The following is a 26,582-nucleotide window of genomic DNA, read 5'->3' on the forward strand; positions in this document are numbered from 1 at the left end:
CACGGCGCAGTGCTTAAAACCTGGGGGAGGAAAGCGGATGATGAGTGAAGATGTAGTGCCGATAAAATTGCTTCCGTCCATTGTCAAGGGTTTCACGAAGTGGTATAATAACGAACGGAGATTGTGAATCTCACACAAGAAAAGGAGACAGGGTTATGGGTAAAGAAATCGTATTTGATTATTCCAAGACAGCCGGATTTATCAGCGAAGAGGAAATGAAAAACATGAAGAGCACCGTTATGGGCGCGAAAGATGTCCTGACAGCAAAATCCGGTGCAGGCAATGACTATCTTGGATGGATCGACCTCCCGGTTGATTATGATAAAGAAGAGTTTGCAAGGATCAAGAAAGCGGCAGAAAAGATTCAGGGAGATTCCGATGTGCTTCTCGTGATCGGTATCGGCGGATCTTACCTCGGAGCCCGCGCTGCGATCGAGTTTTTATCCCACAGCTTCTATAATGTGCTGCCGAAGGGAAAGAGAAAAACTCCTGAGATCTATTTCGTAGGAAACAGCATCAGCAGCAAATATATCCATGATCTTCAGGATGTACTGGAAGGAAAAGATTTCTCCATTAATATTATATCTAAGTCCGGCACAACCACAGAGCCGGCGATCGCTTTCCGCGTATTCAAGGAAATGCTGATCGGCAAGTATGGCAAGGAAGAGGCCAACAAGAGAATTTATGCGACCACAGACAAGGCAAAGGGAGCTTTAAAGAATCTGGCAAACGAAGAGGGATACGAGAGCTTCGTTGTTCCGGATGACGTTGGAGGACGTTTTTCCGTGCTCACAGCCGTAGGTCTTTTACCGATCGCAGTCAGCGGAGCAGATATCGACGCCCTGATGACAGGTGCAGCGGACGCAAGAAAGGTCGCTCTTGAGACAGAGTATGAGAAGAACCCGGCACTTTTATATGCCGCGGTCCGCAACATCCTGTTAAGAAAAGGAAAACAGGTGGAGATCGTAGCAAACTACGAGCCGAGCCTTCATTATGTATCTGAGTGGTGGAAACAGCTCTTCGGTGAGAGCGAAGGAAAAGACCAGAGAGGTATTTTCCCGGCAGCCGTTGATCTCACAACAGACCTTCACTCCATGGGCCAGTTTATTCAGGACGGCGCACGTATCATGTTCGAGACCGTTCTGAACGTGGAAGAATCTCCGGCGGAGATCGTCCTTCAGAAAGAGGATGTCGACACAGATGGTATGAACTATCTGGCAGGAAAGACGGTTGATTTTGTAAACAAGAGCGCCATGAACGGAACGATCCTCGCGCACACAGACGGCAGCGTGCCGAATCTTATGGTGAAGATCCCGGCGCAGGATGCTTACAGCCTTGGCCAGCTGTTCTACTTCTTCGAGTTTGCCTGCGGCGTCAGCGGCTACATCCTTGGTGTCAACCCGTTTAACCAGCCGGGTGTTGAGAGCTACAAGAAGAACATGTTCGCCCTGCTTGGAAAACCGGGCTATGAGGAGGCAAGAGAGGCGCTTCTCAAGAGATTATAAGTTATAAGGACGAATATTTTATGCGGCTTGTGAGGCGAAGTATGCAGATGGCAGAAAGAGAAAAAACATTCGCAAAAAGTCAGCCGTAGATAGAGATGAAAATAAAAATCAGCCCGATATCCAGGTGTTCTCCAGACAGGAAATACACGATAGGATGTTGGGCTGATTTTTATCTCAGTCGAGAAGACTCCCACCATTTCAGGTGGTGAGTCATAACAAATTAGTCTCAGTGGGAGTCCAATCTCCAACTGAGATAAACGCTCCGCGAGGATGCGCAGTGATTCTGTAAAGAATATGTCAGCTTGCGCTGACCAGAATCACGCGCCAAGTCTCACGGACGTTCGACTTGAATTTGATTGTTCTCCGTCGGCAAGACACTGCCTGCGGAGATCCATCAGGTGATTACCATATTTCCCGGAAGGTTATCCTGCTTTCGTTCCGGTTTTTGCCTGCACGGTGCATGAACCGGAGCTTACTCCTCGATCACCTGAAATTCCAGATAATCAAAATCGATCGATTCAATAAAACTGTCCTTCGTAAACCGCGTCTTATCATGCAGCTGAAAGTCGCGGATATTCGAGTCGAGCCAGATTGGCTGGCTTAAGTCAAATTCATGGCAGATCTCATCCAGTGCCTGAAATACCATGGCGGTTCTTGACATGGAATAGTCGTTATTGCAGGAAACCATATCTCGCACAAGATGGTTATCTTTCCATATTTTTCCCCAGATCTGGAACATAAAAACGTCCTCCATTCGATTGCTTTCACGATCATGATTTGAAAAACAGTATAACGGATTTTTTCCAGAAAGTAAAGGCACAACATTTTGCCCAAAATGCCTTGTATCGTCAGAAAAATTGTAGTAATCTATATCTATATGGACATTTTGATGACATACTTGAACCAGAGCCAGGAGGACAAAAGATGGGACAGCCAATTACAGATTATGCTGCTTTTTTTGCCAGCGCAGGACAGGCAGTACAGGAACTGGAAGCTCTGAATACAGAAGTGGAGCAGCTCGAAGCGGACGAGAAAAAGTTAGAGAGTTCCCTTAAGGGAAAACAGCGTTCTGTTACAGAAACCATCAGTCAGACGGTGAAGCAGCGGAAAGAAGAGATCACAAAAAGCTATGACGCGGAACTCGGAAAGGCCCAGGAGCGGCTTAAAAAAGTAAAAGCGAAGCGTGAAAAAGCAAAAAACCAGGGCGTCAAGGAACGGATCGAGGAGGACACCCGGGGACTTGTGCGGGAAAATAAAGAACTGGCGGATCAGATGAAGACCTTATTTAAGGCCAATCATGTTCCGGGCTTCTGCCGGGGAAATTATTACTACGCACTTTACTTTACGAGGACATTTAAGGATTTTCTGGCACTTCTTGTGACGATCCTGATCTGTTTTCTTGCGATTCCCTGCGGCACGTATTTTCTGATCCCGGAGAGACGGACCATGTATCTCGTTGGAATTTATGTGGCGGCGATCCTTATTTTCGGCGGAATCTATGTGACGGTGGGAAATATGACCAAGGTGCGCTACATGGACGTGTTGAAAGAGGGACTTGGCATCCGTGCGAAGATCCGTGCAAATAAAAAAGAGATGAAAGTGATCGCGAAGACGATCCGCCGGGACAAGAACGAGACGATCTACAATCTCCAGAAATTCGATGACGAGATTGCCCAGCTCGATCAGGATGTGGCTGAGATCAACCGGAAAAAGAAAGAAGCGCTGACGACCTTCGATACCGTGACGCGGACGATCATCTCCGACGAGATCACGGCAAACAATAAAGAAGAGATCGGCCGGATGGAGGATGATCTTGCTTCTTTGTCGGAAAAACTCCGCAGTACGCGTACAGCGGCGAAGGAGAAATCGCTGTTTATTACGGATAACTACGAGGTATATATAGGAAAAGGCTATATGACTTCTGAGAAGCTGCAGGCGCTGGCGGATATCGTGAGAAGCGGAGCAGCGTCCAATATAAGTGACGCGATTGCTGTTTATAAGAGCCAGGAAGAGACGGCAAAGTAAAAAACGCTCAGCAAGTCCGACGAAAATACCGATTCGTATAAAAAACGAATGGAAAAGAAAAAGATAACTGTTCAGTAGGTCTGCGCACTTGCTGTGCTGACCGCAAGAGAACATAAGCTGGAAGGCAAAAATCCCATCGGCGCAGCTGATCCGGAATGGATTTTTGCTTGTAACTATAAAGGTACTGGATAGTTGGAGAAAAAGTATATTTTAAAGTGGTGCGAAAAAGACAGGAAGAACGGCATCACAGGGGAGGAAAACAAAAGATGAGAAAGCTTGGAATGAAGATTGCTGTTGCTGCCGCGGTATTCTGCATGGCAATGCCATTTGCCGCATTTGCGGGAACATGGAAATCCGACGCGAACGGAATGTGGTACCAGTTTGATGACGGTTCCTATCCGAAAGGAAGATGGACCTGGATCGATACGGACAATGATGGAATGGCAGAGAGCTTCTATTTTGATGAAAACGGCTATGCCCTGAGAAATACGACAACACCGGATGGCTATCAGGTAAACAGGATCGGTGCCTGGGTCGTTGGCGGCGAGGTAAAGCAGAAAGCCGGTGGGGAGACGAAGAACAGCAGCTCTGGAACCTCTGGAAACAGTAGCGGTGGTTCTAACAGTAACAGCAATTCGAATCATTCCAGTTATTGGAATTATGGCTATAATTATGATCCGGACTGGTATCTGAAAGCTGATTACTTGAGCGAAATAGATAAGGCAGCTTATCACTATTCTTCAAAATATTATAATTGGGATGCTTACAATCCGGATGAAATCGCAAAAGTGAGAGAACAGGTCGACCGAATCGCAGCCAACCCGTGTGATGCGACCGCATCCGCTGAGATGGTCAGTGTGGAGATTCCGGTATGGAGACTGAGAAATGGCCAGAAGGTTGCTGGAACAGCGCATGTGCAGGTGTTAAGTTCCATCGCGAATGATGTAAAGGAGATCTTTACAGAGATCTATAATGGACCGGAGAAGTTCCCGATCGAGAGCGTCGCCGGATACAACTGGAGAAGCAACGGACTTGGAAGCAACCATAGTTCAGGAACTGCCATTGATATCAATCCTGACGCAAACCCGCAGATCGATGTAGACGGTACAACAGTTCTCGTCGGAAATAAATGGGAGCCGGGCGTGAATCCGTATTCCATTGGACGTGACAGTGATGTTGTGAAGGCATTTGGAAAACATGGATGGAACTGGGGAGCCGGATTCAGCAGAGCGGATATGATGCACTTTGATTACTAAGCAAAATAGAGATTTGATGAGAGACTGGGTATTTGAGGGTACCTGGTCTCTTTTTTATGTAACAGGAAATTCCGAGGAATTCCCTGTTACATAAAAAGGCACTAACGTGCCAAAGATGCGCACTCGCGCGAAGATGCAGATTGTCGCAAGCGACCGCGCGAGGCGCGAGAATGTGCCAAGGCACATTCTTTTTTATAATGGGAGATTTTTGAGAAATTCCATATTACATAAAAATATCGTGAAAAGTAACGAGCAGAATGGAGCGGGAATAACATGTATAATCTCTGCGTATTCTGCCTATAATGTCTCATAGAAACCAGCCAGGAAACGGAGTGTTTACCATGAGATTCGGGAGGCGGAAGATCACTTATTACGATACGGAAGCGGGATTTGAGGCAGAGAAATTTGCGGCGAGACTTCTGCTTCTTTTGATGAACGAGATGCGGGCATCTGGCCGCCGCCAGGTGGTGTTTTTGTGTATCGGGACGGACCGGTCCACGGGGGACAGCCTGGGGCCGTTGATCGGTTCGCGTCTGGAGGCAGAGGAGATCGGTGGAGCGGTGGTGATCGGGACGCTGGAACATCCGGTCCATGCAGTGAACCTGGACCGGACGCTGGAACATATCGAGGAACATTATCCGGACGCGATCATCATCGCCGTGGATGCCGCCGTTGGCCGTTGGGATCATGTGGGGCTTGTGACACTGGAAAAAGGACCGCTCCGCCCGGGACTGGGCGTTCGGAAGGAGCTTGCCGCCGTGGGTGACATCTCCATTACCGGGATCGTCGGCGGGGCGGAGAGCGGGGATCCCCTGTTTTTGCAGAGCATCCGCCTGTCCATGGTCATGCGCCTGGCGGACTGCATCAGCCGCAGCATCTGTCTCGGGATGCGGATCATTGGGAGACGTGTCGAAAACTTTTCCAGTCAGGCTGCACCGTTTTGACATGTTTTGCGGGTGTATCATGCTATACTTCGGAAAGAATCCGACGAAGCACGGTTTCGTGGTTCGCGTAAATATAGAGGCGGCCGGTATCTGGACATGCCGGCCGCCTGAAGATAGAACGAGGTGACAGCATGGGAGAATTATACAATCCGTTTCCGAAACTTCCGAAAAATATCCGCCAGATCGGTGACACGGACCAGGTGGTCCGGCTGTATGTGGAGGATTATGTAAATACATATTTAAAGCGCCTGTATCCGGCGGGAAACCAGACGCTGCGGGTGGGACTTCTGCTGGGCAGCACGGAAAATTATGACGGCATGCCGTATATCTTTATCGATGGGGCCATCGAGATGGAGGACGTGGAGGTGTCCGGGGAGAAGATAGAATTCTCGGAGAATGCCTGGAAGAAGGCATACCGGGGAATTGAGGAGTCATTTCCGAAGCGGACGGTCCAGGGATGGTTTATCTGCGGGGCACCGTCGAGCCAGTTGAGTCCGCTGAATTACTGGAAGCAGCACAACCAGTATTTCAATGGGAAGAACAAGCTTATGTACCTGAATCATGGACTGGAAGGCGAGGAGGCGGTCTATGTCACGTCGGAGGACGGATTTTACCGGTTAAAGGGCCACTGTATCTACTATGAGCGGAATCAGATGATGCAGGATTACATGGTGACGCGGAAAGATGTTCGCCGGGTGGAGTCCGGGTCCCACGAGAAGGTCATTAAGGATTTCCGCCAGCGGATGACGGTTCGGAAAGAACAGGCGGATGCCGGACGGCATATGTCCGGAATCCTGGGGACGGCCTGCGGGGTCCTCACGGTGGCGGTGCTGGCAGGAGGTGTGGTCCTCGTCAACAATTATCACAAGATGCGGCAGATGGAGTCTGTGCTGACTTCTGTGGTGCCTGCGGGGACGGCGAACTGGAGTGATTACCTGGACAAGCTGAATCAGGAGCCGGATTTTGTCATCGAGGAGCGCCCGGGAAATGTGTTCCCGACAGAGGCTAGCGGTGAGACCGGGGAAAGTTATGCGGCGGAGACTATGGAGACGACGGAAGCCGCGACGGATACGGAGGCCGCCAGCGTGGACAATCAGACGCAGAATCATAGTACAGGCAGTACAGATGGGCAGCAGGCGCAGTCCACGCCAGGCAGTTCCGGTGGGCAGACGGGCACAGTGAGCCAGCCGTCAGACACCGCGGCGGCAGCCAGCAATGAGACCGCCGCCGCATCCGGTGCTGTAGAGGAGGCAGTTCCGTCCACCAGCGCCGAGTCTCCGACCCAGCCCCGCGTCGGAATGGGAAAAGAGAGTGAACAGAGCAGCACGGAAAGTTCCAAGAAGGAACCCGTCGATTACGCTGCCGCGTCCGCAAACGGCTACCGGATCTATGAGATCGGTGACGGGGAGACGTTATACGGAATCTGCTGGAAAGAGTATGGAAATTTGAAGCGGCTGTCCGAAATCTGCGAACTGAACCACCTGGACAATGTGGACCATATTGTGGCAGGGCAGAAGCTGGTTCTGCCGTAAATTTCAGACTTTTCTCCTGTTAAAAATGTATCAGAACCTGTAAAAATTTTGAAAAATTATCTTGCAGGTCAAGATTGGTTCCGCCCCGCAAAATGAACTGCAATAAAAACAAAGAATTTAATGCGCATCTCCTGAAAATGGTGTATACTAGCCTATATATGTCCATTTTCAGGAGATTTTTATGAGTGATATGCAATCTATGGACAGAGAGAACAAAAAAAGGCAGCTCAGACAGAATATCGTACAGATGCCGGACAACGGATCGGAAGAACCGATGGATGGTGGCCGGCTTGCCAAATATAGAAGAAAAAAGCGGATCATCGCGGTTGCAGCCGTCTGCTTTATCGCGGCGTTAGGTTTTACCGGCTACCGGTACATGAATGAATATGAGTATACCGGCTACAGCGTCCAGTGGGAGCGGTCCATGCGCTACACAGAAAACTCTGGCGCGGATAAGAAAACACAGGTAGCAGAGACAAGTGCTGCGGCTGACAGCGCAGGGACAGACGGAGCCGGTGAGACTGCTTCGGCAGAAAGCTCTGGCGCTTCCGGGGCGGGAAGCAGAACCCCAGATGAGACGGCGTCCGCGGAAACTTCTGCACCGGCAGAAGCGTCAAAAACGGTCGGCGATAGCAGCTTTGTGAAGTTCGCCATGTTCGGCGACAACGTGATCAAGTATACAAAGGACGGCGCTTCCTATATCGATGCCTCCGGCAAAACGATCTGGACCCAGAGCTATGAGATGAAAACACCGATCATCAACATCAACGGGGACTACGCTGTGATCGCGGACCAGCAGGGAAACGAGATGTACATCTGCAGCAAAGAGGGATGTACCGGAACGGCGAAGACACAGCTTCCGATCACGAAAGCAGCGGTATCTGCCCGCGGTGTCACGGCGGCAGTCGTTGAGGACAGCACGGCGAGCTACATATTCTACTTCAAGAAGGACGGCGAGTCGCTGGGGATCAACATCAAGATGCTCTTATCCGGAGATGGATATCCGGTGGACATCGCGCTTTCTCCAGACGGAAAACAGATCGTCATGTCCGTTATGTATATGAAAAATGGCGCTCTGAAGAACAAGGTGGCGTTCTACGATTTCTCTGAGATCGGAAAAAATGTCAACAACCGTTTTATCGCCGCTTTTGAAGAAGAATTTGATGACAAGATGGTGGGACGCATCCGCTACTTAAATGATCAGACGGTCTGCGCCTTTTCCGATAAAGGGCTGACCTTTATCTCTGTAAAAAATGTGATCCCGGACACAAATGTCACGTTTGTTCCGGTGGATGAAGAGATCCAGAGTATCTGCTACTCAGATAAATATGCGGCTGTCGTTGTCGACAGTACCTCCGGAAGTCCGTACCGGCTTGATGTATACAACACGGATGGAAAGAAGGTTACAAGCATTGATTTTGACTACGCCTACACAGGCGTCCTCATTGACGGGGACAGGCTTATCCTGTATAATGAGGAATCGTGCAGGGAATACAACCTGGACGGACACGAGAGGTTTAACGGACAGTTTGACTTTTCTGTATCGCTCGTAAGAGCAGGCAAAAATCGTACCAATTCTCTGATTACCGCAGGCAGCGAGGTAATGAAAGAGATTAAATTAAGGTAAATAAATGTAATAGTGAAAACATGTTACAACACTGATAACTGTGAAGAAAATGAACAGTTACCACACCTATGGATTATCAGGAGGAATGAAACAATGAACACAATCGACAATCTGGCGATCAATTCCATCAGAATTTTATCCGCAGATGCGATCCAGAAGGCAAATTCCGGCCATCCGGGACTTCCCCTCGGCAGTGCGCCGATGGCTTATGAGCTCTGGGCACACCACATGAACCACAATCCGGCAAACCCGGAGTGGGCAAACCGTGACCGCTTTATCTTATCCGGCGGACATGGCTCCATGCTGTTGTATTCCCTGCTTCACCTGTTCGGATACGGCCTTACAAAGGAAGACCTTATGAACTTCCGTCAGGTCGGCTCCCTGACTCCGGGACATCCGGAATACGGCCACACCGTAGGCGTTGAGGCTACAACAGGACCGTTAGGCGCAGGTATGGGCATGGCTGTTGGTATGGCAATGGCTGAGAAGCATCTGGCATCCGTATTCAACAAGGAAAGCTACCCGGTTGTCGATCACTTCACATATGTACTCGGCGGCGACGGCTGCATGATGGAGGGAATTTCCTCTGAGGCATTCTCCCTTGCAGGAACACTTGGACTTGGTAAACTTATCGTTCTCTACGATTCCAACCGCATCTCCATCGAGGGAAGCACAGACATCGCATTCCGCGAGAACGTGGAAGAGCGCATGAAAGCATTCGGCTTCCAGACAATTACCGTTGAAGACGGAACAGATATCGATGCCATCGGCGCAGCAATTGAGGTTGCAAAGGCTGATACTGAGCATCCGTCCTTCATCACCATCAAGACTGAGATCGGCTTCGGCTGCCCGGCTAAACAGGGCAAGGCAAGCGCCCACGGCGAGCCGTTAGGTGTTGACAACATCAAAGCAATGAGAGAGACTCTCGGCTGGCAGTATGAGGAGCCGTTCTTTGTACCGGAAGAGGTCTATGAGCATTATTCCCGTCTCGCGGAGGAGAAGGCAGACGTTGAGGCAGCATGGAACGCTATGTTTGCCGCATACTGCGACGAGTACCCGGAGATGGAGAAGCTCTGGGAGCAGTACCACACAGCTCCGGACGCAAAGTCACTGATCGAGAACGAGGCACTCTGGCTCACAAAAGACAAGGCAGAGGCAACACGTTCCCTTTCCGGCAAGATGATCAACATCTTAAAGGACATCATGCCGAACATGATCGGCGGTTCTGCTGACCTTGCTCCGTCCAACAAGACAGCCATGAAGGATGCGGGCGACTTCTCCGCAGAGAACCCGGCAGGCAGAAACCTCCACTTCGGCGTAAGAGAGCTTGCAATGACAGCGATCGGCAACGGTATCATGCTTCACGGCGGTCTCCGCGCTTATGTTGCGACATTCTTCGTGTTCAGTGATTATGTAAAACCGATGGCAAGACTTTCCGCACTGATGGGAGTTCCGCTGACATTTGTTCTGACTCACGACAGCATCGGCGTTGGCGAAGACGGACCGACCCACGAGCCGATCGAGCAGCTCGCTATGTTCCGCGCAATGCCGAACTTCCATGTATTCCGTCCGTGTGACGCGACAGAGACATCCGCAGCATGGCTGTCTGCAGTAACATCTGAGAAGACACCGACAGCGCTTGTCCTTTCCAGACAGAACCTCAATCCGATCCCGGGAAGCAGCAAGGACGCGTTAAAGGGCGGCTATGTGATCGATGACTGCGAGGGAACACCGGACGCAATCCTGATCGCAAGCGGTTCGGAGGTTGATCTTGCGGTTAAGGCGAAAGCAGAGCTTACAGCTGAAGGCAAGAAGATCCGCGTCGTATCCATGCCGTGTATGGATATCTTCGAGGAGCAGAGCGCAGAGTACAAGGAGTCCGTACTTCCGAAGGAAGTCAGAAGAAGAGTTGTCGTTGAGGCACTTTCCGACTTCGGCTGGGGCAAGTATGTCGGCCTCGACGGAGCTTATGTGACCATGAAGAGCTTCGGAGCAAGCGGTCCGGCAGCAAAATTGTTCGAGAAGTTCGGATTTACGGTCGAGAACGTTGTAAATACTGTAAAGACCCTGTTCTAATCAGATAGATGGAAAATGCGGCAGCCCGATGTGAAATGGGCGGCTGTGAAAAATAGGGGCTGGCGCCTGGACTATGGGGCGGCAGCTCCGCAAGGTCGTGTGCTGTCCGGACAGATGGCTGAAAGCCGTTGTTGGACGGATAGCGGAAAATCAGGGAAAAGGGGAGCACACATGAGTTTAAAGTGTATTGGAATCGATATCGGCGGAACAAGCGTGAAGCTCGGTATCTTTGAGGAAGACGGAACTCTCGTAAAGAAGTGGGAGATTCCGACAAGAAAAGAGGAGAACGGAAAGTATATCCTGGGCGATATTGCGGCTTCGATCCGCAGAATGGCAAAGGAAAGCGGTCTGGAGCTCTCTGATTTTTCCGGAGCGGGAATGGGATTCCCTGGACCGGTTCTTCCGAACGGACACTGCGAAGTGTGTGTAAACCTCGGCTGGAAGGCCGGAAATCCACAGCAGGAGCTCAGCAGACTGCTGGATGGTATGGTCGTAAAAAGCGGAAATGACGCGAACGTCGCGGCTCTCGGTGAGATGTGGCAGGGAGGCGGAAAAGGCTACAAAAACCTTGTCATGGTAACTCTGGGAACCGGCGTCGGCGGCGGCATTATCCTGAATGAAAAGATCTGGACCGGCGAACAGGGGGTCGGCGGTGAGATCGGCCATATCCATGTGATGGAAGGTGAGAAAGAGGCGTGCAATTGTGGCGGACACGGCTGCTTAGAGCAGGTGGCTTCCGCGACAGGAATCGCCAGAACCGCAAGAAGAATGCTGGCGGCAGATAACCGCCCGTCCACTCTCAGAAGCTTAAAGAACATCAGCGCGAAGAACGTGCTGGATGCAGCGAAGGCGGGAGATGCGCTTGCACTGGAATCCCTCAATAAGTCCTGCTATTACCTTGGCTGGGCTCTTGCGACGATCTCCATGGTTCTGGATCCACAGGCATTCCTGATCGGCGGCGGTGTATCCAAGGCCGGAACATTCCTGACTGATATTATTAAGAGGTACCACGATGAATTATCTCCGATGGCAACAAAGAAGGCGGACATCGTCCTTGCGAAGCTTGGAAATGATGCCGGAATCTACGGTGCCGCGAAGCTGATCATCGGATAAAAAAAGAGAGAGTCCGGTGACGGACTCCCTTTTTGCTGTGAACGCACATAGCGCATGTATGGGTGAAAAAGAAAAGCGTCCGCCATAAGCGGACACACATTACCTCTAAAAAAGAGGAGACCCCGGTCGCGACAACCGGGGCAATTATGAAAAATCTATGTGCAATTTGTCTAGTTGGTTAAGCCAAACGACTTTTTGTTTATGCAATAAGTATAAAAAACAAATGTGAATAAATTATGAACACACTATGAAGTTATTGTAACACATTCTTATTTGTACGTCTGAGAGAAACGCAATAGAAGGAGAAGATCAATGGCAGTTGAAGAACTGAAAAAAACACTTGTCCTGGGACACAGAAATCCTGACACGGATTCCATCTGCTCAGCCATCTGCTATGCTGGTTTCAAGCATCAGCTTACCGGCGAGAATTATGAGCCGTGCCGTGCCGGAAATGTAAACCCGGAGACACAGTATGTGTTGGATTATTTTAAATTAAAGGCCCCGCGCCTCGTGGAGAACGTCAAGACGCAGGTCAAGGACATCGAGATCCGCAAGACAAAAGGCGTGTCCCGTGGAATTTCCTTAAAGAATGCATGGGGACTCATGCAGGAGAACAACGTCGTCACACTTCCGTGTGTGACGGAGGAAGGTCTCCTGGAGGGCGTTATCACGATCGGCGATATCACCAAGTCCTACATGAACTTATATGACAGCAGTATTATCTCAAAAGCGTGCACGAAGTACGCGAACATCCTTGATACTCTGGAAGGAAGTATGGTAGTCGGCGATTCTGAGGCATATTTTGACCGCGGAAAAGTCCTGATCGCGGCCGCAAACCCGGACCTGATGGAGAACTACATCGAGAAACATGACCTGGTCATTCTCGGAAACCGCTATGAGTCCCAGCTTTGCGCCATCGAGATGGAAGCAGGCTGCATTATCGTCTGTGAGGGCGCAGGCGTATCCCTTACGATCCGCAAACTGGCACAGGAGCGCGGCTGTGCAGTCATTACGACACCGTATGACACCTACACAACAGCCCGTCTGATCAACCAGTCCATGCCGATCAGCTACTTTATGACGAAGGAAAACATCATCGAATTCTCCGAGGAAGATTACCTCGACGATATCCGCGAGATCATGGCGAGCAAGAGACACCGCGATTTCCCGATTCTTGATTCTGACGGAAAGTACATCGGCATGATCTCCAGACGTAACCTCTTAGGCGCAAAGGGAAAGAGTATCATCCTTGTGGACCACAACGAGAAGAGCCAGGCCGTAGAGGGCATGGAGAGCGCCGATATCCGCGAGATCATCGACCACCATCGTCTCGGAACTGTTGAGACCATGTCCCCGGTATTCTTCAGAAACCAGCCCCTAGGCTGCACCGCGACCATCATCTACCAGATGTACCAGGAGAACCACATAGAGATCGACAAGACAACGGCAGGACTCTTATGCAGTGCGATCATCTCCGATACCCTGTTATTCCGTTCCCCGACCTGCACGCCGATCGATAAGGCAGCCGGACTCGCCCTTGCGCAGATCGCTGGTCTCGATATCGAGAAGTACGCCATCGACATGTTCTCCGCAGGAAGCAACCTGAAGGGAAAATCCGACGGCGATATTTTCTACCAGGATTTTAAGAGATTCACAGTAGGAAATTCCGTATTCGGAATCGGCCAGATCACCTCCTTAAATGCAGTGGAGCTCAAGGATCTGAGAACAAGAATGTCCGCATACACGGAGAAAGAGAGAGAGCAGCATGAGATCGACATGATGTTCTTCATGCTCACAAACATTCTGACAGAGTCCACAGATCTGATCTGCACCGGACAGGGAGCGGAGCAGCTTATCGCCAATGCGTTCCATGTAAAGGATGAGGATATGGAGAACGTCAGCGGACAGACCGGAATCGTGAAGCTTCCGGGCGTTGTTTCCAGAAAGAAACAGCTTGCGCCGCAGATCATGATGGCATTACAGTAGTAATTTTTGACGGCAGTTCGGCTGTGGGACCGGCTGGATCAGGAAAAGTCATGACCGGGCTGCCGTATTTATAAGTTGGAAGCAGCGGTTGTTACACATTTGAACGCAGATAAGCATTCCTCCGCTTCAAGTGCGCGGAGCACTAAGCGGTGGGTGAGTGGGATGCTTATGTCAGTGGGAGTTGAAAGCTCCCACTGACAGATCGCGAAGCGACTGCGTTCATGAGCAAGTAGCGAAGCGGATTGCGAATGTCCGCTTTACAGAAAGTACGGATGGCAGACACTGCAGGTGTAAGATGCCGGAAAGGTTGCGATTGAAGAAAGGCAGGATCTGTAAAGATGGGAAAAAGACAGTTTAAACCAGGAAATATGCTGTACCCGGTTCCGGCTGTCCTTGTGACGGTGGCTGACCGGGAAGGAAATTCGAATATTTTTACGGTGGCATGGGCGGGAACCATCTGTACGAATCCGCCGATGCTGTCCATCAGTGTCCGGCCGGAACGACACTCCTACCATATGATGAAGGAAACTGGGGAGTTCGTCGTAAACCTGACGACGGAGTCCATGGCCTGGGCGACAGACTACTGCGGCGTGCGCTCCGGGCGCGACGTGGATAAGTGGAAAGAGACCGGGCTGACCCCGGAGAAGGCGAACGTGGTGGATGTACCGATGATCAAAGAGAGCCCGGTGAACATCGAGTGCCGCGTTGTGAAGGTGGAAGAGCTGGGAAGCCATCACATGTTTATCGCCGATGTCGTGGCGGTGGATGTGGACGAGGCGTACATGGATGAAAAGGACACCTTCCATCTTTCCATGGCGAAGCCGTTAGCCTATTCCCATGGAAGATATTATGGGATGGGCGAGGAGCTGGGAAGCTTCGGGTACAGCGTGAGAAAGCAGGAAAAGGGTGCGAAGGCTGGCAGGAAAACTTCAAAATCAGCGGAAAAAGCCGGAGGTGCCGGGAAAGTTCGAAAGTCTGCAGACGTGAACGGCGGAAAGAAAGCAACTACCCGGCCGGAACAAACCAGAAAGGCGAATAGTCAGAAATCCGACGGTCCGCGGAATGATAAGAAGAGACAGAAGTAGTCTGCAGAGTGACTGCAGTCATACGGAACAGTTAACCAGAGATAATTACAGCGACAGACAAAAGAGCGAGGCATAAGTTATGAAGAAAAAAAATATTCTGATGATCGGAATGCCGGCGTCCGGAAAGAGCACCATCGGCGTGCTTCTTGCGAAGCGTCTTGGATATTCCTTCGTGGATGTGGATCTTGTGATCCAGGAGATGACCGGAAAGCTTTTGAAGGAGATCATCGCAGAAGAGGGCGATGACGGTTTCCTGCGTGTCGAGGAGCAGGCGAATCTGGATCTCGATGTAGAGAAGTCCGTGATTGCGCCGGGCGGAAGCGTGATCTATGAGGCGAAGGCCATGGAACACTACAAAGAGACCGCGACGATCGTTTATCTGAAACTTTGCTATGAGGATCTGGAATCACGTCTCGGAAACCTTGTGGACCGCGGTGTTGTCTTAAAGGACGGCATGACACTCAGGGATCTCTACAATGAGAGACTTCCGTACTACGAGAAATATGCGGACATCACACTGGATGAGACCGGAAAAGAGTTCGGTGAGCTGGTGGATGAGCTGAGAGCGTATTTTGAGAATTTAGAGAAATAAAATATCCCCGCCGCATGAGAGAGAGGGGAACGCGGCGGGGAACCCGGGCACGGGGACAGGATTGGAAAAACCCCGGTGCCGGTATTACAAAATTAAGTGAAATAGCATATCAAATATCTTTTCCGATACTCTTCATATATTCTTTGAAATCATCCCCAAATTTCAACTTCATACACTCGAGAACAAGCTTTACGCAGCGATCGTCACCGAGTCTGGCATTGTTGAAGGTCAGATCGTAGTTTACCGGATTTGTCCAGTAGTTGCCGCCGGTGTAATACTTATAGTAGTCCGCGCGGTACTTGTCCGTTTTCGTGATCAGATGGTGCGCTTCCTCGACAGTAATGTCATCCATGCGTTCCATGACACGGCGCAGGGTATAGCTTCTCGGTGCCTCCACATAAATGCTGACCACGTTGTCATAGTCCTTTAAGATATAATCGGCGCACTTTCCGACGATCACGCAGGATTCCGAAGCGGCAAGCTTCTCGATGATGATCTTCTGGTACTCGAAGAGCCGGTCATCTGAAGTAAATCTCGATAACTCACCGGTCGGTGAATGGCGTTTCGGCAGTGCCTGAAGCTGTTTCGTGATCAGACTGCCGTTTAAGGTCTCGTCGGCCTCTTTAAAGTAATGTTCCGGATAACCGCTGTACTGGGAAGCGAGCGTCAGGATACGGTTGTCGTAGCTGTGGATATTCAGCTCATCTGCCAGCTTGGCGGCGATTGCACGTCCGCCGGAACCGAATCCTCTGGCAACTGTGATAACAAAGTTTTTCATACAAGATCTCCCGTCCTTTCCGTAAATTTAACGCAGATAAAAGCAGAATAAATGTTTGATAAGACCGGTTGAAATATTGCACTCAGTCGAAGTTACAAAATGTGCGGAATTACTGTCAGATGTATACATTTGCAATGATGACAGCAAGAAAAGTCAAGTGGCAGGTTGGGCACAAATCTATTTTGTAAAGTTAAGGGTGATCGTACCGTCCTCGTTGTATACAACAGCATCCTTATCCATAGTGATTGCATCGATGGCGGCAAGATACTCATCTTTTGACTTGAAATATGGTTTTGCTTCCGCGATGACTTTCTTTCCGAGAGCGGCATCGTCCGCAAGAAGTTTTGCGGCGGTGAGCACAAGGCATTCTGCCGGATAGAGACAGCCGAGCTTCTTATCCTGAACATAGTAATCTTTGCCATGACCTGTTCCGATGGAACCGTTTGCGTGCGGGTGAAGGACCGGCATGATGGCGGACACATCGCCCATATCGGTGCTGCCGGTTCCCCAGCCGCCCTCAACGACGCTGTCAGGGCCTGCAACAGTCTCCATAGCCTCTTTCATGACAGCGGCCATATTTTTATCGTTATTTAACGGGAAGTAGCCCGGATGGTCATCAAGCTCCACATTGCAGCCGATGGCGGCGGCGGAAGCGGCGAGAGCCTGATTTACTTTTGTATTGTATTTGCGGATCGCGTCGAAGGAAGCGCTGCGCACATAGGATTCCACCTTCGCTGTCTCCGGGATCGCATTGACGGCGAGACCGGCCTCTGTGATGATCGGGTGGAAGCGGATATGGTCATTGTCTGTGAATGTCTCACGAAGGGCATTGACGGAGTTTAAAGCGCAGGTTGCGGCGTAGAGGGCATTTCTGCCGTTCTCCGGCGAGCCGCCTGCGTGGGCGGAAATTCCTTTGAATGTGATATTTTTTGTGACACAGCCGTTGCATCCGTCGCTGATGGAGAGCGCTTTTCCTTCCGGGAGCTTGCCGGAATGGATCATCATCGCCATATCGACACCGTCAAAGTATCCACGATGGATGAATTCAACTTTTCCGCCGAAATATTTGATGATGCCCTGTTTTCTTAAGCTTTCGCGGTATCCAAGCTCAATAAGCTCCTCAGCCGGAACGGAGATGAAACGGATGGATCCGCAGAGACCGTCGAGAGCGCCTGGCTCCTTTAAGGCAGCGGCAGTTCCGAGAAGAACGGCACACTGGGCATGATGGCCGCAGGCGTGGACGTAATGGGTCTCCGGATCACAGCACGGGTGGTTTGCAACGATCAGGGAGTCCAGCTCGCCGAGGATCGCGATCTTCGGACCCGGCTTTCCGGTGTCGAGATCTGTGTAGAATCCAGGGATGTTGCCGGCTTTTGTAAGTGTGTAGCCAAGCTCCTCAAAATGCTGTTCCATGTAGGCGGAAGTCTTCCACTCGCGGAATCCTGTCTCCGGATGTGCCCAGATATGGTCAGCGGTGTCATAGATCAGTTTTTCGTATTTTTCGACGAGAGAAATTAATTTTTTAGAATCTACCATTGTGTATTACTCCTCCTAAATATAAAAATTGTAAGGATCAAGATATTTGTGAGATTTTATTCGTATAAGAAACATGCTACCATATGTCCGTCGCCGGTGTCCACAAGCTTCGGAATCTCTTTCTTACAGCGCTCCGTGCAGTGCGGGCAGCGTCCTGCGAGCGGGCAGCCAACCTGATCCCCGATGGGGCTCGGGATATCGCCGGTGAGGGGCAGACGCTCTTTTTTATCAAAGGGGCTTTCCGGCGGGATCGCGGAGAGCAGCGCCTGGGTGTACGGATGCTTCGGATCCGCGTAGATTCCCTCCGAAGTGTAGAACTCCATGACACGTCCCAGATACATGATCATGATCCGGTCGCTGATGTATTTGATGATGCCGAGGTCATGAGAGATGAACACATATGTCAGGTTAAACTGCTTCTGCAGGCGGCGGAAGAGGTTGATGACCTGTGCCTGGATCGAAACGTCCAGAGCGGATACCGGCTCGTCGCAGACGATGATCTTCGGCTCCATGGAGAGGGCGCGGGCAATGTTCACACGCTGTCTCTGACCGCCAGAGAACTCGTGGGGATAGCGCTCCATGTGCTGGATGTCGAGACCGACCTCCTGAAGAGACTCTAATGCTTTCTGGCGGCGCTCTCTTGCGGTGTCACCGATGTGGTGGACCTTCATCGCTTCTTCAATAGAGTAGGAAGCTGTTTTTCTCGGGTCCAGAGAGGAATACGGATCCTGAAAGATCATCTGGATGTCCCTGCGGGCTGCCTCACGCTCATAGACCGGCAGATTCCAGAGATCCTTGCCATTGTAGGTGATCGTTCCGGCGGACGGCTTGTGGAGCTTTACAAGACAGCGTCCAAGTGTGGATTTGCCGCATCCGGACTCACCGATGATGCCAAGGGTTTCACCCTCATAAATATCAAAAGAAACATCGCTCAATGCGTGGAGAAGCTTACTCTTTTCCCCTATTTTTTTTCCGCGGATCACGAAATCCTTACTGAGATGATCGACGCTCATGATTACATTTTTTTGCATGTCACATTCACTTCCCCTCGTGTTAATCTGTGCTCGCCGTCCTGTCTGTGGCATGCCACGAAATGTCCGGGAGCAACTTCCTTAAGCGGTGGTACCTGCTGTTTACAGATCTCCGTCGCGTAAGGACAGCGGTTATAAAAGTTGCAGCAGTGGCCGGTAAGGCGGAGATCCGGCGGTGCGCCCGGGATCGTCTTTAAGTCCTCCTTCGTGGAGCTGCTGAGTTTCGGCATGGAGTCTAAAAGACCCCAGGTGTACGGGTGAAGCGGCTCTTTGTAGAGCGTCTTTGTATCCGCGTATTCTACGGTATTTCCTGCATACATGACCATGACGGTGTCGCACATCTCCCAGACAACGCCAAGGTTGTGGGTGATGAGTAAGATCGCTGTGTTGAGCTTCTTCTGGAGATCCTTTAAAAGCTCAAGAACCTGTGCCTGTACGGTCACATCGAGGGCGGTCGTCGGCTCGTCAGCGATGATGAGCTTCGGATGTCCGCAGACAGCCATGGCGATGATGACACGCTGGCACATACCTCCGGAAAGCTCGTGAGGATAGGCATCCATCCGTTTCTCGGCTTCCGGGATGCCGACAAGCTTCAAGGCTTCAACGGCTTTGTTCCAGGCCTCCTTTTTGCTGACCTTTTCATGCTCTCTGATCATTTCCACCATCTGGTGGCCGATCTTGAATACCGGATCGAGGGAAGTCATCGGGTTCTGGAAGATCATGCAGCACTCATCGCCGCGGAACTTTTCCATCTGTGCCTCGGAGAGATTCCGGATGTCCACACCGTCGAAGATGATGGAGCCATCTACGATCTTTCCGGTCTTTGACGGCATGAGCCGCATCACGGAGGCACTTGTGACGCTCTTTCCGGAACCGGACTCACCGACGATCCCCATGGTCGTGCCCTGACGCAGGCTGAAGCTTACGCCATCGACAGCCTTGGAAACGCCGCTTGCCTGATAGAAATATGTTTTTAATCCATTTACTTTTAAGATTGCATCGTTTTCACTCATAGCCTGCACCTCCTACTGTTTCATTTTCGGATCCATGACATCACGGATACCATCGCCCAACAGGTTGAAACCGATAACAGTCACGAGGATAAACGCGCCTGCGGTTCCCGCAACGTGCGGGGCGGTTGTCAGGCAGTCACGGCCGACACGGAGAATGCTGCCCCAGGAGGCGGTCGGAAGCGCGATGCCGAGTCCTAAGAAGCTTAAGGATGCCTCGGAGATGATAGCGCTTGCGATACGGAGTGTCGCGTAAACGATGATCTGGGATACACAGTTCGGCAAAATATGTAAGAACAGAAGTCTTACCGGGGAAACACCGACAACGCGGCAGGCGTTGCAGTATTCTTCTTCCTTTACGATCAGTACCTGGCCTCTTGTGACACGGGCAAATCCCGGTACGCTTGCGATACCGATGGCCAGAATGACGTTCATGACGCCGTTTCCGAGAACGGTGATCAGGATCATGGCTAACAGGATGAACGGAAAGGAGAACATGCCGTCCATGATCCTCATGAGCACCGCGTCGATCCATCCACCGAAATATCCGGCGGTAAGTCCGATGAGAACGCCGATGATCGCGCCGACGATGGTGGCGCCTACGGCGACGATCATGGAAATACGGGAGCCGTAGATGATACGGGACAGGATATCACGGCCAAGGTCATCCGTGCCGAAGAGATGTCCGGGAGTGCCGATTCCCTTAAAGGGCAGGACCGGGTTGATCGCGTTCGGGTCATATGGCGCGATGAGCGGGGCAAATACGGCGATGACTACCATAAAAGCCACGATGAAGAAGCCAACGAGGGCTGTTTTGTTTCTCGCTAATTTATGCCAGGCATTGTTCGCGTTCCGCTCTTTTACGAGCATTGCGATATTGGCATCCATTCCAAGCGCCTCACCGGAAACAACGGAGGACGCAGCAGCAGGTTTTTTCTTTTTTGATAATGTCATAACTCATCACCCCTTTTCCAGTTTAACTTTCGGATTCAGAATCGCGTAGGCGATATCGACCAGCATGTTGCAGAAGACGAACATGATCGCGGAGAACAGGACCGCACCCTGGATCAGGGAATAATCGCGGTTGTTGATCGCGGTGTTGATCATGGTTCCCATGCCCGGCCAGGAGAAGATTCCCTCGGTGATGATGGCACCGGTGAAGGTTCCGGCGATCTGCAGACCTAAAACTGTGATGAGCGGCGGGAGAGCATTCTTTAATCCGTGGATCAGGATGACTTTGAGTTTTTTGATTCCACGGGCTCTGAGACATCGGATGTAGTCGCTGCTCATGATATCGATCATGCTGGAACGCATGGTTCTCGCAAAGGTTGCCATCGGGATCGTCGCGAGACAGAAGCCGGGAAGGATCATGTGGCTCACAACATCGCCGAAGCCTTTGGAGAGATCGCCCATACCCATAACAGGCAGAAGATTCATTTTAACGGAAAACTGAAGAACCAGCATGAGCGCCAGCCAGAAGATCGGCATGGACACACCTATGAGCGTGATGACCATGACAATGTAATCGAAGATCGTATTCTGCTTTAATGCAGCAATGATACCAACGCTGGTTCCGATGATGAAAGCGAAGAGAAGTGCTGTCAGCGTCAGGGTTAATGTGTTCGGAATTCTGGAAGTGATGAGTGGAAGAACGTCCTGACGGTAGCTGTAGGAGTAACCAAAGTCACCGTGGACAAGTCCGCCAAGATAGAGGGCGTACTGCTCAGGGAGTGATTTGTCGAGGTTCATCTCGGCTCTCATAGCTTCGATGTCCTCCGCATTTGCCTCGATACCTAAGATCGCCACTGCCGGATCGCCCGGAAGCATTCGTGTGAGGCAGAAGGTAAGTGTGACGACGACCAGAAGTGTGGGAATCGTCTGCAATAATCGTTTTATGATGATCTTTCCCATATAAATCCAATCCTTTCATAGCTGTCCTGTTCTCTTCACCGGGAAGAATGTGAAGAGAATGGAACAGTTAAATCTCTGTGAGTGTACAGAAAAAGGGAAACAAACTTAGGATTTGCCTCCCCCTTTCTATGTGTGGAATCCAGCTGCTTTGTGTCTTTAGCACTCACGCAGCGACCGCCGGTTTTCGTAATCCGGGCTATCACCCTGCTTACTCAAACCGGTTTGGTCGTCAAATTCTATTTTTCAACCCAGATATTGTTGAATGGTGTTGCGACTAACATCTGATTATCGGCACGGAGAACTGCGTTATGTACCTTCGGGGATACGGCCCAGTTCCGGCACTCGTATGCGTAGTAGATACCGGTGTATTCGTTCATAACCTTCTCAATGACTTTCTTATAGGACTCCGCGCGCTTTGCGTTGTCTGTGGAGCCAAAGCCTTCATTTAAGAGCTCATCCAGTTCCGCATCGTTGTAGCCGCCTGCGTTGGAGGAGGCGTGAAGTGTCTGGGAGCTGAAGAACTTTCCAAGGAAACCGTAAGGATCCGGATCGCTGTTCCAGCTTACTCCGTAGCTGTTTACAACATCGGACTGCCAGGAATCAACGACCGCTGCGGACCAGTCGGCCATGGTGGAAGACTTGATATCAAGTGTTACACCGATCTGGCTCCAGTAGTACTGTAACATCTGTGCCATCTTCTCGCGATAGGTAGTGGAACCAATGTAAAGGCTCATGGTAAAGCCATCCGGGTAGCCTGCTTCCGCGAGGAGCTTCTTTGCACCTTCCGGATCGTAGGACGGTACAAGATCATTGTATGCCGTGTCATAAGCGAAGGAGTATACCGGAAGCGGCTGATAAGCTCTTGTGCCTTCGCCGTACTGATAGATACCGGCTACCATGGAGTCGATATCGACAGCCATTGTGAGTGCTTTTCTGACATCAGCGTTTGCGGTCGGTCCGTTCTGCATATTGAAGCGGACAAAGGTGACAGCGGAACTCGGTGCCTGAAGTAAGAGGTCCGCATCCTGCGCACGCTTGATGGCTTCGCCCTGAAGATACATCGCGATGTCGACCTCACCGGTCTGGACTGCGTTGATCGCCTGATTGGAATCGGAGATGATTCGGAACTCGATGCCGTCTACGTTCGGCTCTGTGCCCCAGTAATTCTCATTTTTCTTTAATGTGACTTTTTCATCGGTTACGATCTCTTCCAGTGTGAAAGCACCTGTGCCGACGATGTGGGAACCGAAGTCTTCTCCCCAGCCTTCAACTTCCTCTTTCGGGAGGATTGCGTTTCCGATACCGGCTAACTGAGAGATAAACGGTCCTGCAACAGATTTCATATGGATAACGACCTGTGTCGGGCTTGCAGCTTCGCAGTAATCGAAGAAATCACGGCAGATACGATCTGTGGTACTCTCTTCCTTGCTTCGTTCAAGAGAGTATACAACATCATCCGCGGTCATCTTTCTTCCGTCCTGGAATTTACCTTTCTGGAAGTATACATCATCACGGAGGTTGATGGTGTAGGTCAGGCCGTCATCACTGACAGTGTAATCAGTTGCCAGACTCGGAATCACCTCTTTGTAATCCTTATCCCAGACAAACAGGGTATCGAGAACATTGTACATAATGTGGTTCTCGTACATGGTTGAGTAGGCTTTCGGATCAAGAGTGCGTGGGGATGAAGGCATTGACACAACAAGTGTTCCGCCTTTTACTGCCTCGCCGTCACTTGAGCCGACCGCGATACCGCCGCCGAGTGTCTGATCCGTGGACTTTGCGTCCGGGGATACCGCATTGGAGGAAGCCGCTGCTGTTTCAGCGGTGGAACCGGCTGCTGTTGTGGAGGATGTCTGGGAACCGCCGCATCCTGCCAGGGAAGATGCTGCCATAACGGCTGCAGCTGCGAGTGCAATAAGTCGTCTCTTCTTCATAAATGAATCTCTCCTCTCTCTTTTCTTTTACGAACGATCCGGGTGGGGAATCTCCGGTGCCGGTGGGTATCCGGCAGTCGCTTCCGGAGAACCGGAGGAACTGCTCAATAATCTTACAGTGAAGTCCGGGTAAAAAAGAAAGGCGCACTTTTGTCAGAAGTTATCGCCTTTGATAGTTGGAATGGATCGTTAATAAAATTATGTGCTTAAGAATAAAACCATAACTTAAAAAAGTCAAGTATTTTTTAAATTCACTTTACTTAATTCGGCGCAATAATCAAAAAATAAGAATTATGTAACTTTTGTTTCTACAAAATGGAAAAAACTGTCAACAAAGAGATGATAGATCTGATCTTGGAAAGTCTTTCAGGAGCCGATTTTTGTTCGAACCGGATATGATTGGAAAAAATAGTGACTGGATATAGGAATTTTTAATAGCAAATATTCTGAAAATAAAATTGACATATGGAAAGAAGTGTGCTAATCTTTAATCCATAAAAATTAAAAACAAAAAGTCGATGAGCAAAGAGAGTACATTAGGAATGAAATCACAGAGAGCTGTCGGTGGTGGAAGACAGTATGGAATTCCCTATGGAATGGGTTTGTGAGACGCCAGGTGAAAGAGATTCGAGTAGCTGCGGCCGTGATTCCTGCGTTAAAGGATAAGAGTATCGAAAGAGATTTCCGTACTCTGAAATGAGACAGATTGGTGGCAGATATTCCGATGTGGGATAGCTGCTATTTTTGTTTGAAAGTGTTGTCAAGCGGATAGCCAGAATGACGTGCTTGCACGTCAGGCTGGATAGACATTTGACAACCAAGCCTGCATGAGTAAGTAGGGCGATAGCCCGGATTACGAATGGAGGCGGCAACTGTGGGAGTGCCGTAGGCACGGAGCAGTTGGCTTTCGAGGAAGCCTGATCTGTGAAATCGGGTGGCACCACGAAAAATTTCGTCCCGGCATAGTGAAAACTATGTCCGGGACTTTTTTTATGTAACAGGAAATTCCGAGGAATTCCCTGTTACGTAAAAAGGCATTAACGTGCCAAAGATGCGCACTCGCGCGAAGATGTAGATTGTCGCAAGCGACCGCGCGAGGCGCGAGAATGTGCCAAGGCACATTCGTTTTTACTTATTTTCAACGTGCTGCTTTACCCCTTACTGATTCCCGGCAAGAGGCAGTCGACAAAAACGAGGAGGAAATGATGCTTTCCTCCATCGACCGCTACACGAAAAGCGGCTGGTTTCAAAAGCGGGCGGCCGACAAAAAGGCGATGGACATGATCGAGGCATTAAAGATCAAATGCGTTGGTGTGAGCCAGCCGGCAAAGGAGCTGTCTGGCGGAAATCAGCAGAAAGTCATTTTCGCGAAGGCACTCCTTACGGAGCCGTCGATCTGGTTTTGTGATGAGCCGACTCAGGCGGTGGATGTGGCAACACGACAGGAGATCCACAGGCTTCTGAAGGAAGAGGCAAAAAAGGGCAAAGCCGTCCTTTATGTGTCATCCGATCTCACGGAACTTTTAGAGGTCGCCGATGAGGTTGCCGTCATGGCATGCGGAAGAGTACGAAAGACATTTGAGAATAAAGACCTGAAACCGACGGACGTGCTGGCGTGCTGTTATGAGGCGGAGAGGGAGGAAAACGACAGATGAGAGGAAAAGCATTAAAGAATTACGGAACGGTGGCGGCGTTAGTCATCATCATCGGAATTTTCGGACTCCTTAGACCTGCGTCGTTTTTTACACTGAAAAACTTCCTTAATATAACACGCCAGGCGGCGCCTCTCGCAATGGTGGCGCTGGGAGCGACCTTCGTTATGACCGTCAACGAGTTCGATCTTTCCATCGGAAATATCGTGAGCCTTGGCGGCGTGGTCGCGGCGCTTTTATCGATTCAGGGCGTTCCGATCCCGGTCTGCTTTCTGGCAGCGGTAGTGGCCGGTCTGATCGTCGGCTGCGTGAACGGAGTGATTGTAGCAAAGTTCGGGATCCTTTCCTTTATTACAACACTTGGCATGGGAACCGTACTGGACGGCGTGATTTACGGACTTACCGGAGGCACGACTGTATTTAACGGGATTCCGAAGGCGTTTACGATTCCAGGGATCTTAAAAATCGCGGGCATCCCGTTTATCACCATCGTGGCGGCAATGCTTTACATCGTATTCCACATGTTTATGAATCATATGTCAGCCGGAAGAAAGCTTTATGCCATCGGTGGAAGTAAAGAGGCGGCAGAGACGGCAGGCATCCGGATCTTCCGTTACCGAATTCTCGCCTTTGCGCTCAGCGCGGCAATGGCAGGTCTTGCAGGCGCTCTCGTGGCATCTCGTGTAGGTTCCGCGAATACCACAGCGGGGCAGGGATATTTCTTACAGTCCTACGCAGCGGTATTTATCGGATGCACCGTTTCAAAGAGCGGTGTTCCCTGTGTGATCGGAACCTTAGTCGGAACCATCATTCTGGCGGTTCTGGCGAACGGACTTACGATCCTTCAGATGCCGAGCTTCATGCAGAACATTATCACCGGCGGAATCATCATTCTCGCGGTTGTGCTCCAAAAACTCGGCGCGGGTCATGGTTCACGGTAAGGATTTTTGGTACCGAGAATACCGTAAAATAACATTGAGAGAGCG

Annotated in this window: 21 protein-coding genes and 1 other annotated feature; of the genes, 13 read left to right on the forward strand and 8 right to left on the reverse strand. The window is 50.6% G+C overall.

Annotated elements, in window-relative coordinates:
- The first annotated feature begins 155 nt into the window (after positions 1 to 155).
- On the forward strand, positions 156 to 1,505 hold the full coding sequence (locus DW677_RS11175) for a glucose-6-phosphate isomerase (RefSeq protein WP_117503583.1): 1,350 nt from the start codon (positions 156 to 158) through the stop codon (positions 1,503 to 1,505).
- 472 nt (positions 1,506 to 1,977) lie between these two features.
- Here DW677_RS11175 and DW677_RS11180 read toward each other — a convergent pair whose 3' ends face one another.
- Complete coding sequence (locus DW677_RS11180) at positions 1,978 to 2,244, reverse strand: hypothetical protein (RefSeq protein WP_117567248.1); 267 nt, start codon at positions 2,242 to 2,244, stop codon at positions 1,978 to 1,980.
- Positions 2,245 to 2,429: 185 nt separating this feature from the next.
- On the opposite strand from DW677_RS11180, the gene DW677_RS11185 reads away from it, so the two are divergent.
- The 10 genes from DW677_RS11185 to DW677_RS11230 all read left to right on the forward strand — a co-directional run bounded on the left by DW677_RS11185 (position 2,430) and on the right by DW677_RS11230 (position 15,741).
- Positions 2,430 to 3,530 carry a hypothetical protein gene (locus DW677_RS11185; RefSeq protein ID WP_117471039.1) on the forward strand — a complete coding sequence of 367 codons (1,101 nt, stop codon included), beginning with the start codon at positions 2,430 to 2,432 and terminating at the stop codon, positions 3,528 to 3,530.
- Positions 3,531 to 3,796: 266 nt separating this feature from the next.
- Positions 3,797 to 4,786: a M15 family metallopeptidase gene (locus tag DW677_RS18530; RefSeq protein WP_207658984.1), complete on the forward strand. Its 990-nt coding sequence runs from the start codon at positions 3,797 to 3,799 to the stop codon at positions 4,784 to 4,786.
- A 341-nt stretch (positions 4,787 to 5,127) separates the two neighbouring features.
- A complete protein-coding gene (yyaC, locus tag DW677_RS11195; RefSeq protein WP_117567250.1) occupies positions 5,128 to 5,730 on the forward strand; it encodes a spore protease YyaC in 603 nt (200 codons plus the stop codon).
- A 131-nt stretch (positions 5,731 to 5,861) separates the two neighbouring features.
- Positions 5,862 to 7,262: a LysM peptidoglycan-binding domain-containing protein gene (locus tag DW677_RS11200; RefSeq protein WP_117567252.1), complete on the forward strand. Its 1,401-nt coding sequence runs from the start codon at positions 5,862 to 5,864 to the stop codon at positions 7,260 to 7,262.
- A 181-nt stretch (positions 7,263 to 7,443) separates the two neighbouring features.
- Complete coding sequence (locus DW677_RS11205; protein ID WP_117567254.1) at positions 7,444 to 8,889, forward strand: DUF5711 family protein; 1,446 nt, start codon at positions 7,444 to 7,446, stop codon at positions 8,887 to 8,889.
- 93 nt (positions 8,890 to 8,982) lie between these two features.
- Complete coding sequence (gene tkt, locus DW677_RS11210; protein WP_117567256.1) at positions 8,983 to 10,965, forward strand: transketolase; 1,983 nt, start codon at positions 8,983 to 8,985, stop codon at positions 10,963 to 10,965.
- 171 nt (positions 10,966 to 11,136) lie between these two features.
- Positions 11,137 to 12,078 (forward strand): ROK family glucokinase, encoded by a 942-nt coding sequence (locus DW677_RS11215; protein WP_015552913.1) that lies wholly within the window; start codon positions 11,137 to 11,139, stop codon positions 12,076 to 12,078.
- A gap of 312 nt (positions 12,079 to 12,390) precedes the next feature.
- Positions 12,391 to 14,064, forward strand: a complete 1,674-nt coding sequence (locus DW677_RS11220; protein ID WP_015552914.1) for a putative manganese-dependent inorganic diphosphatase — start codon at positions 12,391 to 12,393, stop codon at positions 14,062 to 14,064.
- Positions 14,065 to 14,402: 338 nt separating this feature from the next.
- Positions 14,403 to 15,149 (forward strand): flavin reductase family protein, encoded by a 747-nt coding sequence (locus DW677_RS11225; protein ID WP_117567258.1) that lies wholly within the window; start codon positions 14,403 to 14,405, stop codon positions 15,147 to 15,149.
- Between the two features lie 79 nt (positions 15,150 to 15,228).
- On the forward strand, positions 15,229 to 15,741 hold the full coding sequence (locus tag DW677_RS11230) for a shikimate kinase (RefSeq protein WP_117567260.1): 513 nt from the start codon (positions 15,229 to 15,231) through the stop codon (positions 15,739 to 15,741).
- A 109-nt stretch (positions 15,742 to 15,850) separates the two neighbouring features.
- Here DW677_RS11230 and DW677_RS11235 read toward each other — a convergent pair whose 3' ends face one another.
- The 7 genes from DW677_RS11235 to DW677_RS11265 all read right to left on the reverse strand — a co-directional run bounded on the left by DW677_RS11235 (position 15,851) and on the right by DW677_RS11265 (position 23,944).
- Positions 15,851 to 16,519: a cytidylate kinase-like family protein gene (locus tag DW677_RS11235; RefSeq protein WP_021905085.1), complete on the reverse strand. Its 669-nt coding sequence runs from the start codon at positions 16,517 to 16,519 to the stop codon at positions 15,851 to 15,853.
- Between the two features lie 177 nt (positions 16,520 to 16,696).
- Positions 16,697 to 18,055, reverse strand: coding sequence for an amidohydrolase (locus DW677_RS11240; RefSeq protein ID WP_117567262.1), 1,359 nt, complete (start codon positions 18,053 to 18,055; stop codon positions 16,697 to 16,699).
- A gap of 56 nt (positions 18,056 to 18,111) precedes the next feature.
- Positions 18,112 to 19,086: an oligopeptide/dipeptide ABC transporter ATP-binding protein gene (locus tag DW677_RS11245; protein ID WP_117551940.1), complete on the reverse strand. Its 975-nt coding sequence runs from the start codon at positions 19,084 to 19,086 to the stop codon at positions 18,112 to 18,114.
- A complete protein-coding gene (locus DW677_RS11250) occupies positions 19,071 to 20,099 on the reverse strand; it encodes an ABC transporter ATP-binding protein (protein ID WP_117551939.1) in 1,029 nt (342 codons plus the stop codon). The genes DW677_RS11245 and DW677_RS11250 overlap by 16 nt, the downstream gene beginning before the upstream one ends.
- A gap of 12 nt (positions 20,100 to 20,111) precedes the next feature.
- Entirely contained in the window at positions 20,112 to 21,050 is a 939-nt protein-coding gene (locus tag DW677_RS11255; protein ID WP_242990670.1) for an ABC transporter permease, read from the reverse strand.
- A gap of 6 nt (positions 21,051 to 21,056) precedes the next feature.
- Positions 21,057 to 22,007: an ABC transporter permease gene (locus DW677_RS11260; protein WP_117483576.1), complete on the reverse strand. Its 951-nt coding sequence runs from the start codon at positions 22,005 to 22,007 to the stop codon at positions 21,057 to 21,059.
- Between the two features lie 236 nt (positions 22,008 to 22,243).
- A complete protein-coding gene (locus tag DW677_RS11265; protein ID WP_117471029.1) occupies positions 22,244 to 23,944 on the reverse strand; it encodes an ABC transporter substrate-binding protein in 1,701 nt (566 codons plus the stop codon).
- A gap of 509 nt (positions 23,945 to 24,453) precedes the next feature.
- Positions 24,454 to 24,907: a binding site (T-box leader), on the forward strand.
- A 239-nt stretch (positions 24,908 to 25,146) separates the two neighbouring features.
- On the opposite strand from DW677_RS11265, the gene DW677_RS11270 reads away from it, so the two are divergent.
- Positions 25,147 to 25,599 (forward strand): ATP-binding cassette domain-containing protein, encoded by a 453-nt coding sequence (locus DW677_RS11270; protein ID WP_242992155.1) that lies wholly within the window; start codon positions 25,147 to 25,149, stop codon positions 25,597 to 25,599.
- Positions 25,596 to 26,537 carry an ABC transporter permease gene (locus tag DW677_RS11275; RefSeq protein WP_117483574.1) on the forward strand — a complete coding sequence of 314 codons (942 nt, stop codon included), beginning with the start codon at positions 25,596 to 25,598 and terminating at the stop codon, positions 26,535 to 26,537. Before DW677_RS11270 ends, DW677_RS11275 begins: the two co-directional genes overlap by 4 nt.
- Positions 26,538 to 26,582: the final 45 nt, after the last annotated feature.

Source organism: Clostridium sp. AM25-23AC, assembly GCF_003435125.1.
Taxonomy (GTDB): domain Bacteria; phylum Bacillota; class Clostridia; order Lachnospirales; family Lachnospiraceae; genus Pilosibacter; species Pilosibacter fragilis.

Excerpts from the sequence above, each read along its gene's own strand:
- DW677_RS11175 (WP_117503583.1), top strand. The coding sequence starts at position 156 with ATGGGTAAAGAAATCGTATTTGATTATTCCAAGACAGCCGGATTTATC.
- DW677_RS11180 (WP_117567248.1), bottom strand. The coding sequence starts at position 2,244 with ATGTTCCAGATCTGGGGAAAAATATGGAAAGATAACCATCTTGTGCGA.
- DW677_RS11185 (WP_117471039.1), top strand. The coding sequence starts at position 2,430 with ATGGGACAGCCAATTACAGATTATGCTGCTTTTTTTGCCAGCGCAGGA.
- DW677_RS18530 (WP_207658984.1), top strand. The coding sequence starts at position 3,797 with ATGAGAAAGCTTGGAATGAAGATTGCTGTTGCTGCCGCGGTATTCTGC.
- yyaC (WP_117567250.1), top strand. The coding sequence starts at position 5,128 with ATGAGATTCGGGAGGCGGAAGATCACTTATTACGATACGGAAGCGGGA.
- DW677_RS11200 (WP_117567252.1), top strand. The coding sequence starts at position 5,862 with ATGGGAGAATTATACAATCCGTTTCCGAAACTTCCGAAAAATATCCGC.
- DW677_RS11205 (WP_117567254.1), top strand. The coding sequence starts at position 7,444 with ATGAGTGATATGCAATCTATGGACAGAGAGAACAAAAAAAGGCAGCTC.
- tkt (WP_117567256.1), top strand. The coding sequence starts at position 8,983 with ATGAACACAATCGACAATCTGGCGATCAATTCCATCAGAATTTTATCC.
- DW677_RS11215 (WP_015552913.1), top strand. The coding sequence starts at position 11,137 with ATGAGTTTAAAGTGTATTGGAATCGATATCGGCGGAACAAGCGTGAAG.
- DW677_RS11220 (WP_015552914.1), top strand. The coding sequence starts at position 12,391 with ATGGCAGTTGAAGAACTGAAAAAAACACTTGTCCTGGGACACAGAAAT.
- DW677_RS11225 (WP_117567258.1), top strand. The coding sequence starts at position 14,403 with ATGGGAAAAAGACAGTTTAAACCAGGAAATATGCTGTACCCGGTTCCG.
- DW677_RS11230 (WP_117567260.1), top strand. The coding sequence starts at position 15,229 with ATGAAGAAAAAAAATATTCTGATGATCGGAATGCCGGCGTCCGGAAAG.
- DW677_RS11235 (WP_021905085.1), bottom strand. The coding sequence starts at position 16,519 with ATGAAAAACTTTGTTATCACAGTTGCCAGAGGATTCGGTTCCGGCGGA.
- DW677_RS11240 (WP_117567262.1), bottom strand. The coding sequence starts at position 18,055 with ATGGTAGATTCTAAAAAATTAATTTCTCTCGTCGAAAAATACGAAAAA.
- DW677_RS11245 (WP_117551940.1), bottom strand. The coding sequence starts at position 19,086 with ATGCAAAAAAATGTAATCATGAGCGTCGATCATCTCAGTAAGGATTTC.
- DW677_RS11250 (WP_117551939.1), bottom strand. The coding sequence starts at position 20,099 with ATGAGTGAAAACGATGCAATCTTAAAAGTAAATGGATTAAAAACATAT.
- DW677_RS11255 (WP_242990670.1), bottom strand. The coding sequence starts at position 21,050 with ATGACATTATCAAAAAAGAAAAAACCTGCTGCTGCGTCCTCCGTTGTT.
- DW677_RS11260 (WP_117483576.1), bottom strand. The coding sequence starts at position 22,007 with ATGGGAAAGATCATCATAAAACGATTATTGCAGACGATTCCCACACTT.
- DW677_RS11265 (WP_117471029.1), bottom strand. The coding sequence starts at position 23,944 with ATGAAGAAGAGACGACTTATTGCACTCGCAGCTGCAGCCGTTATGGCA.
- DW677_RS11270 (WP_242992155.1), top strand. The coding sequence starts at position 25,147 with ATGATGCTTTCCTCCATCGACCGCTACACGAAAAGCGGCTGGTTTCAA.
- DW677_RS11275 (WP_117483574.1), top strand. The coding sequence starts at position 25,596 with ATGAGAGGAAAAGCATTAAAGAATTACGGAACGGTGGCGGCGTTAGTC.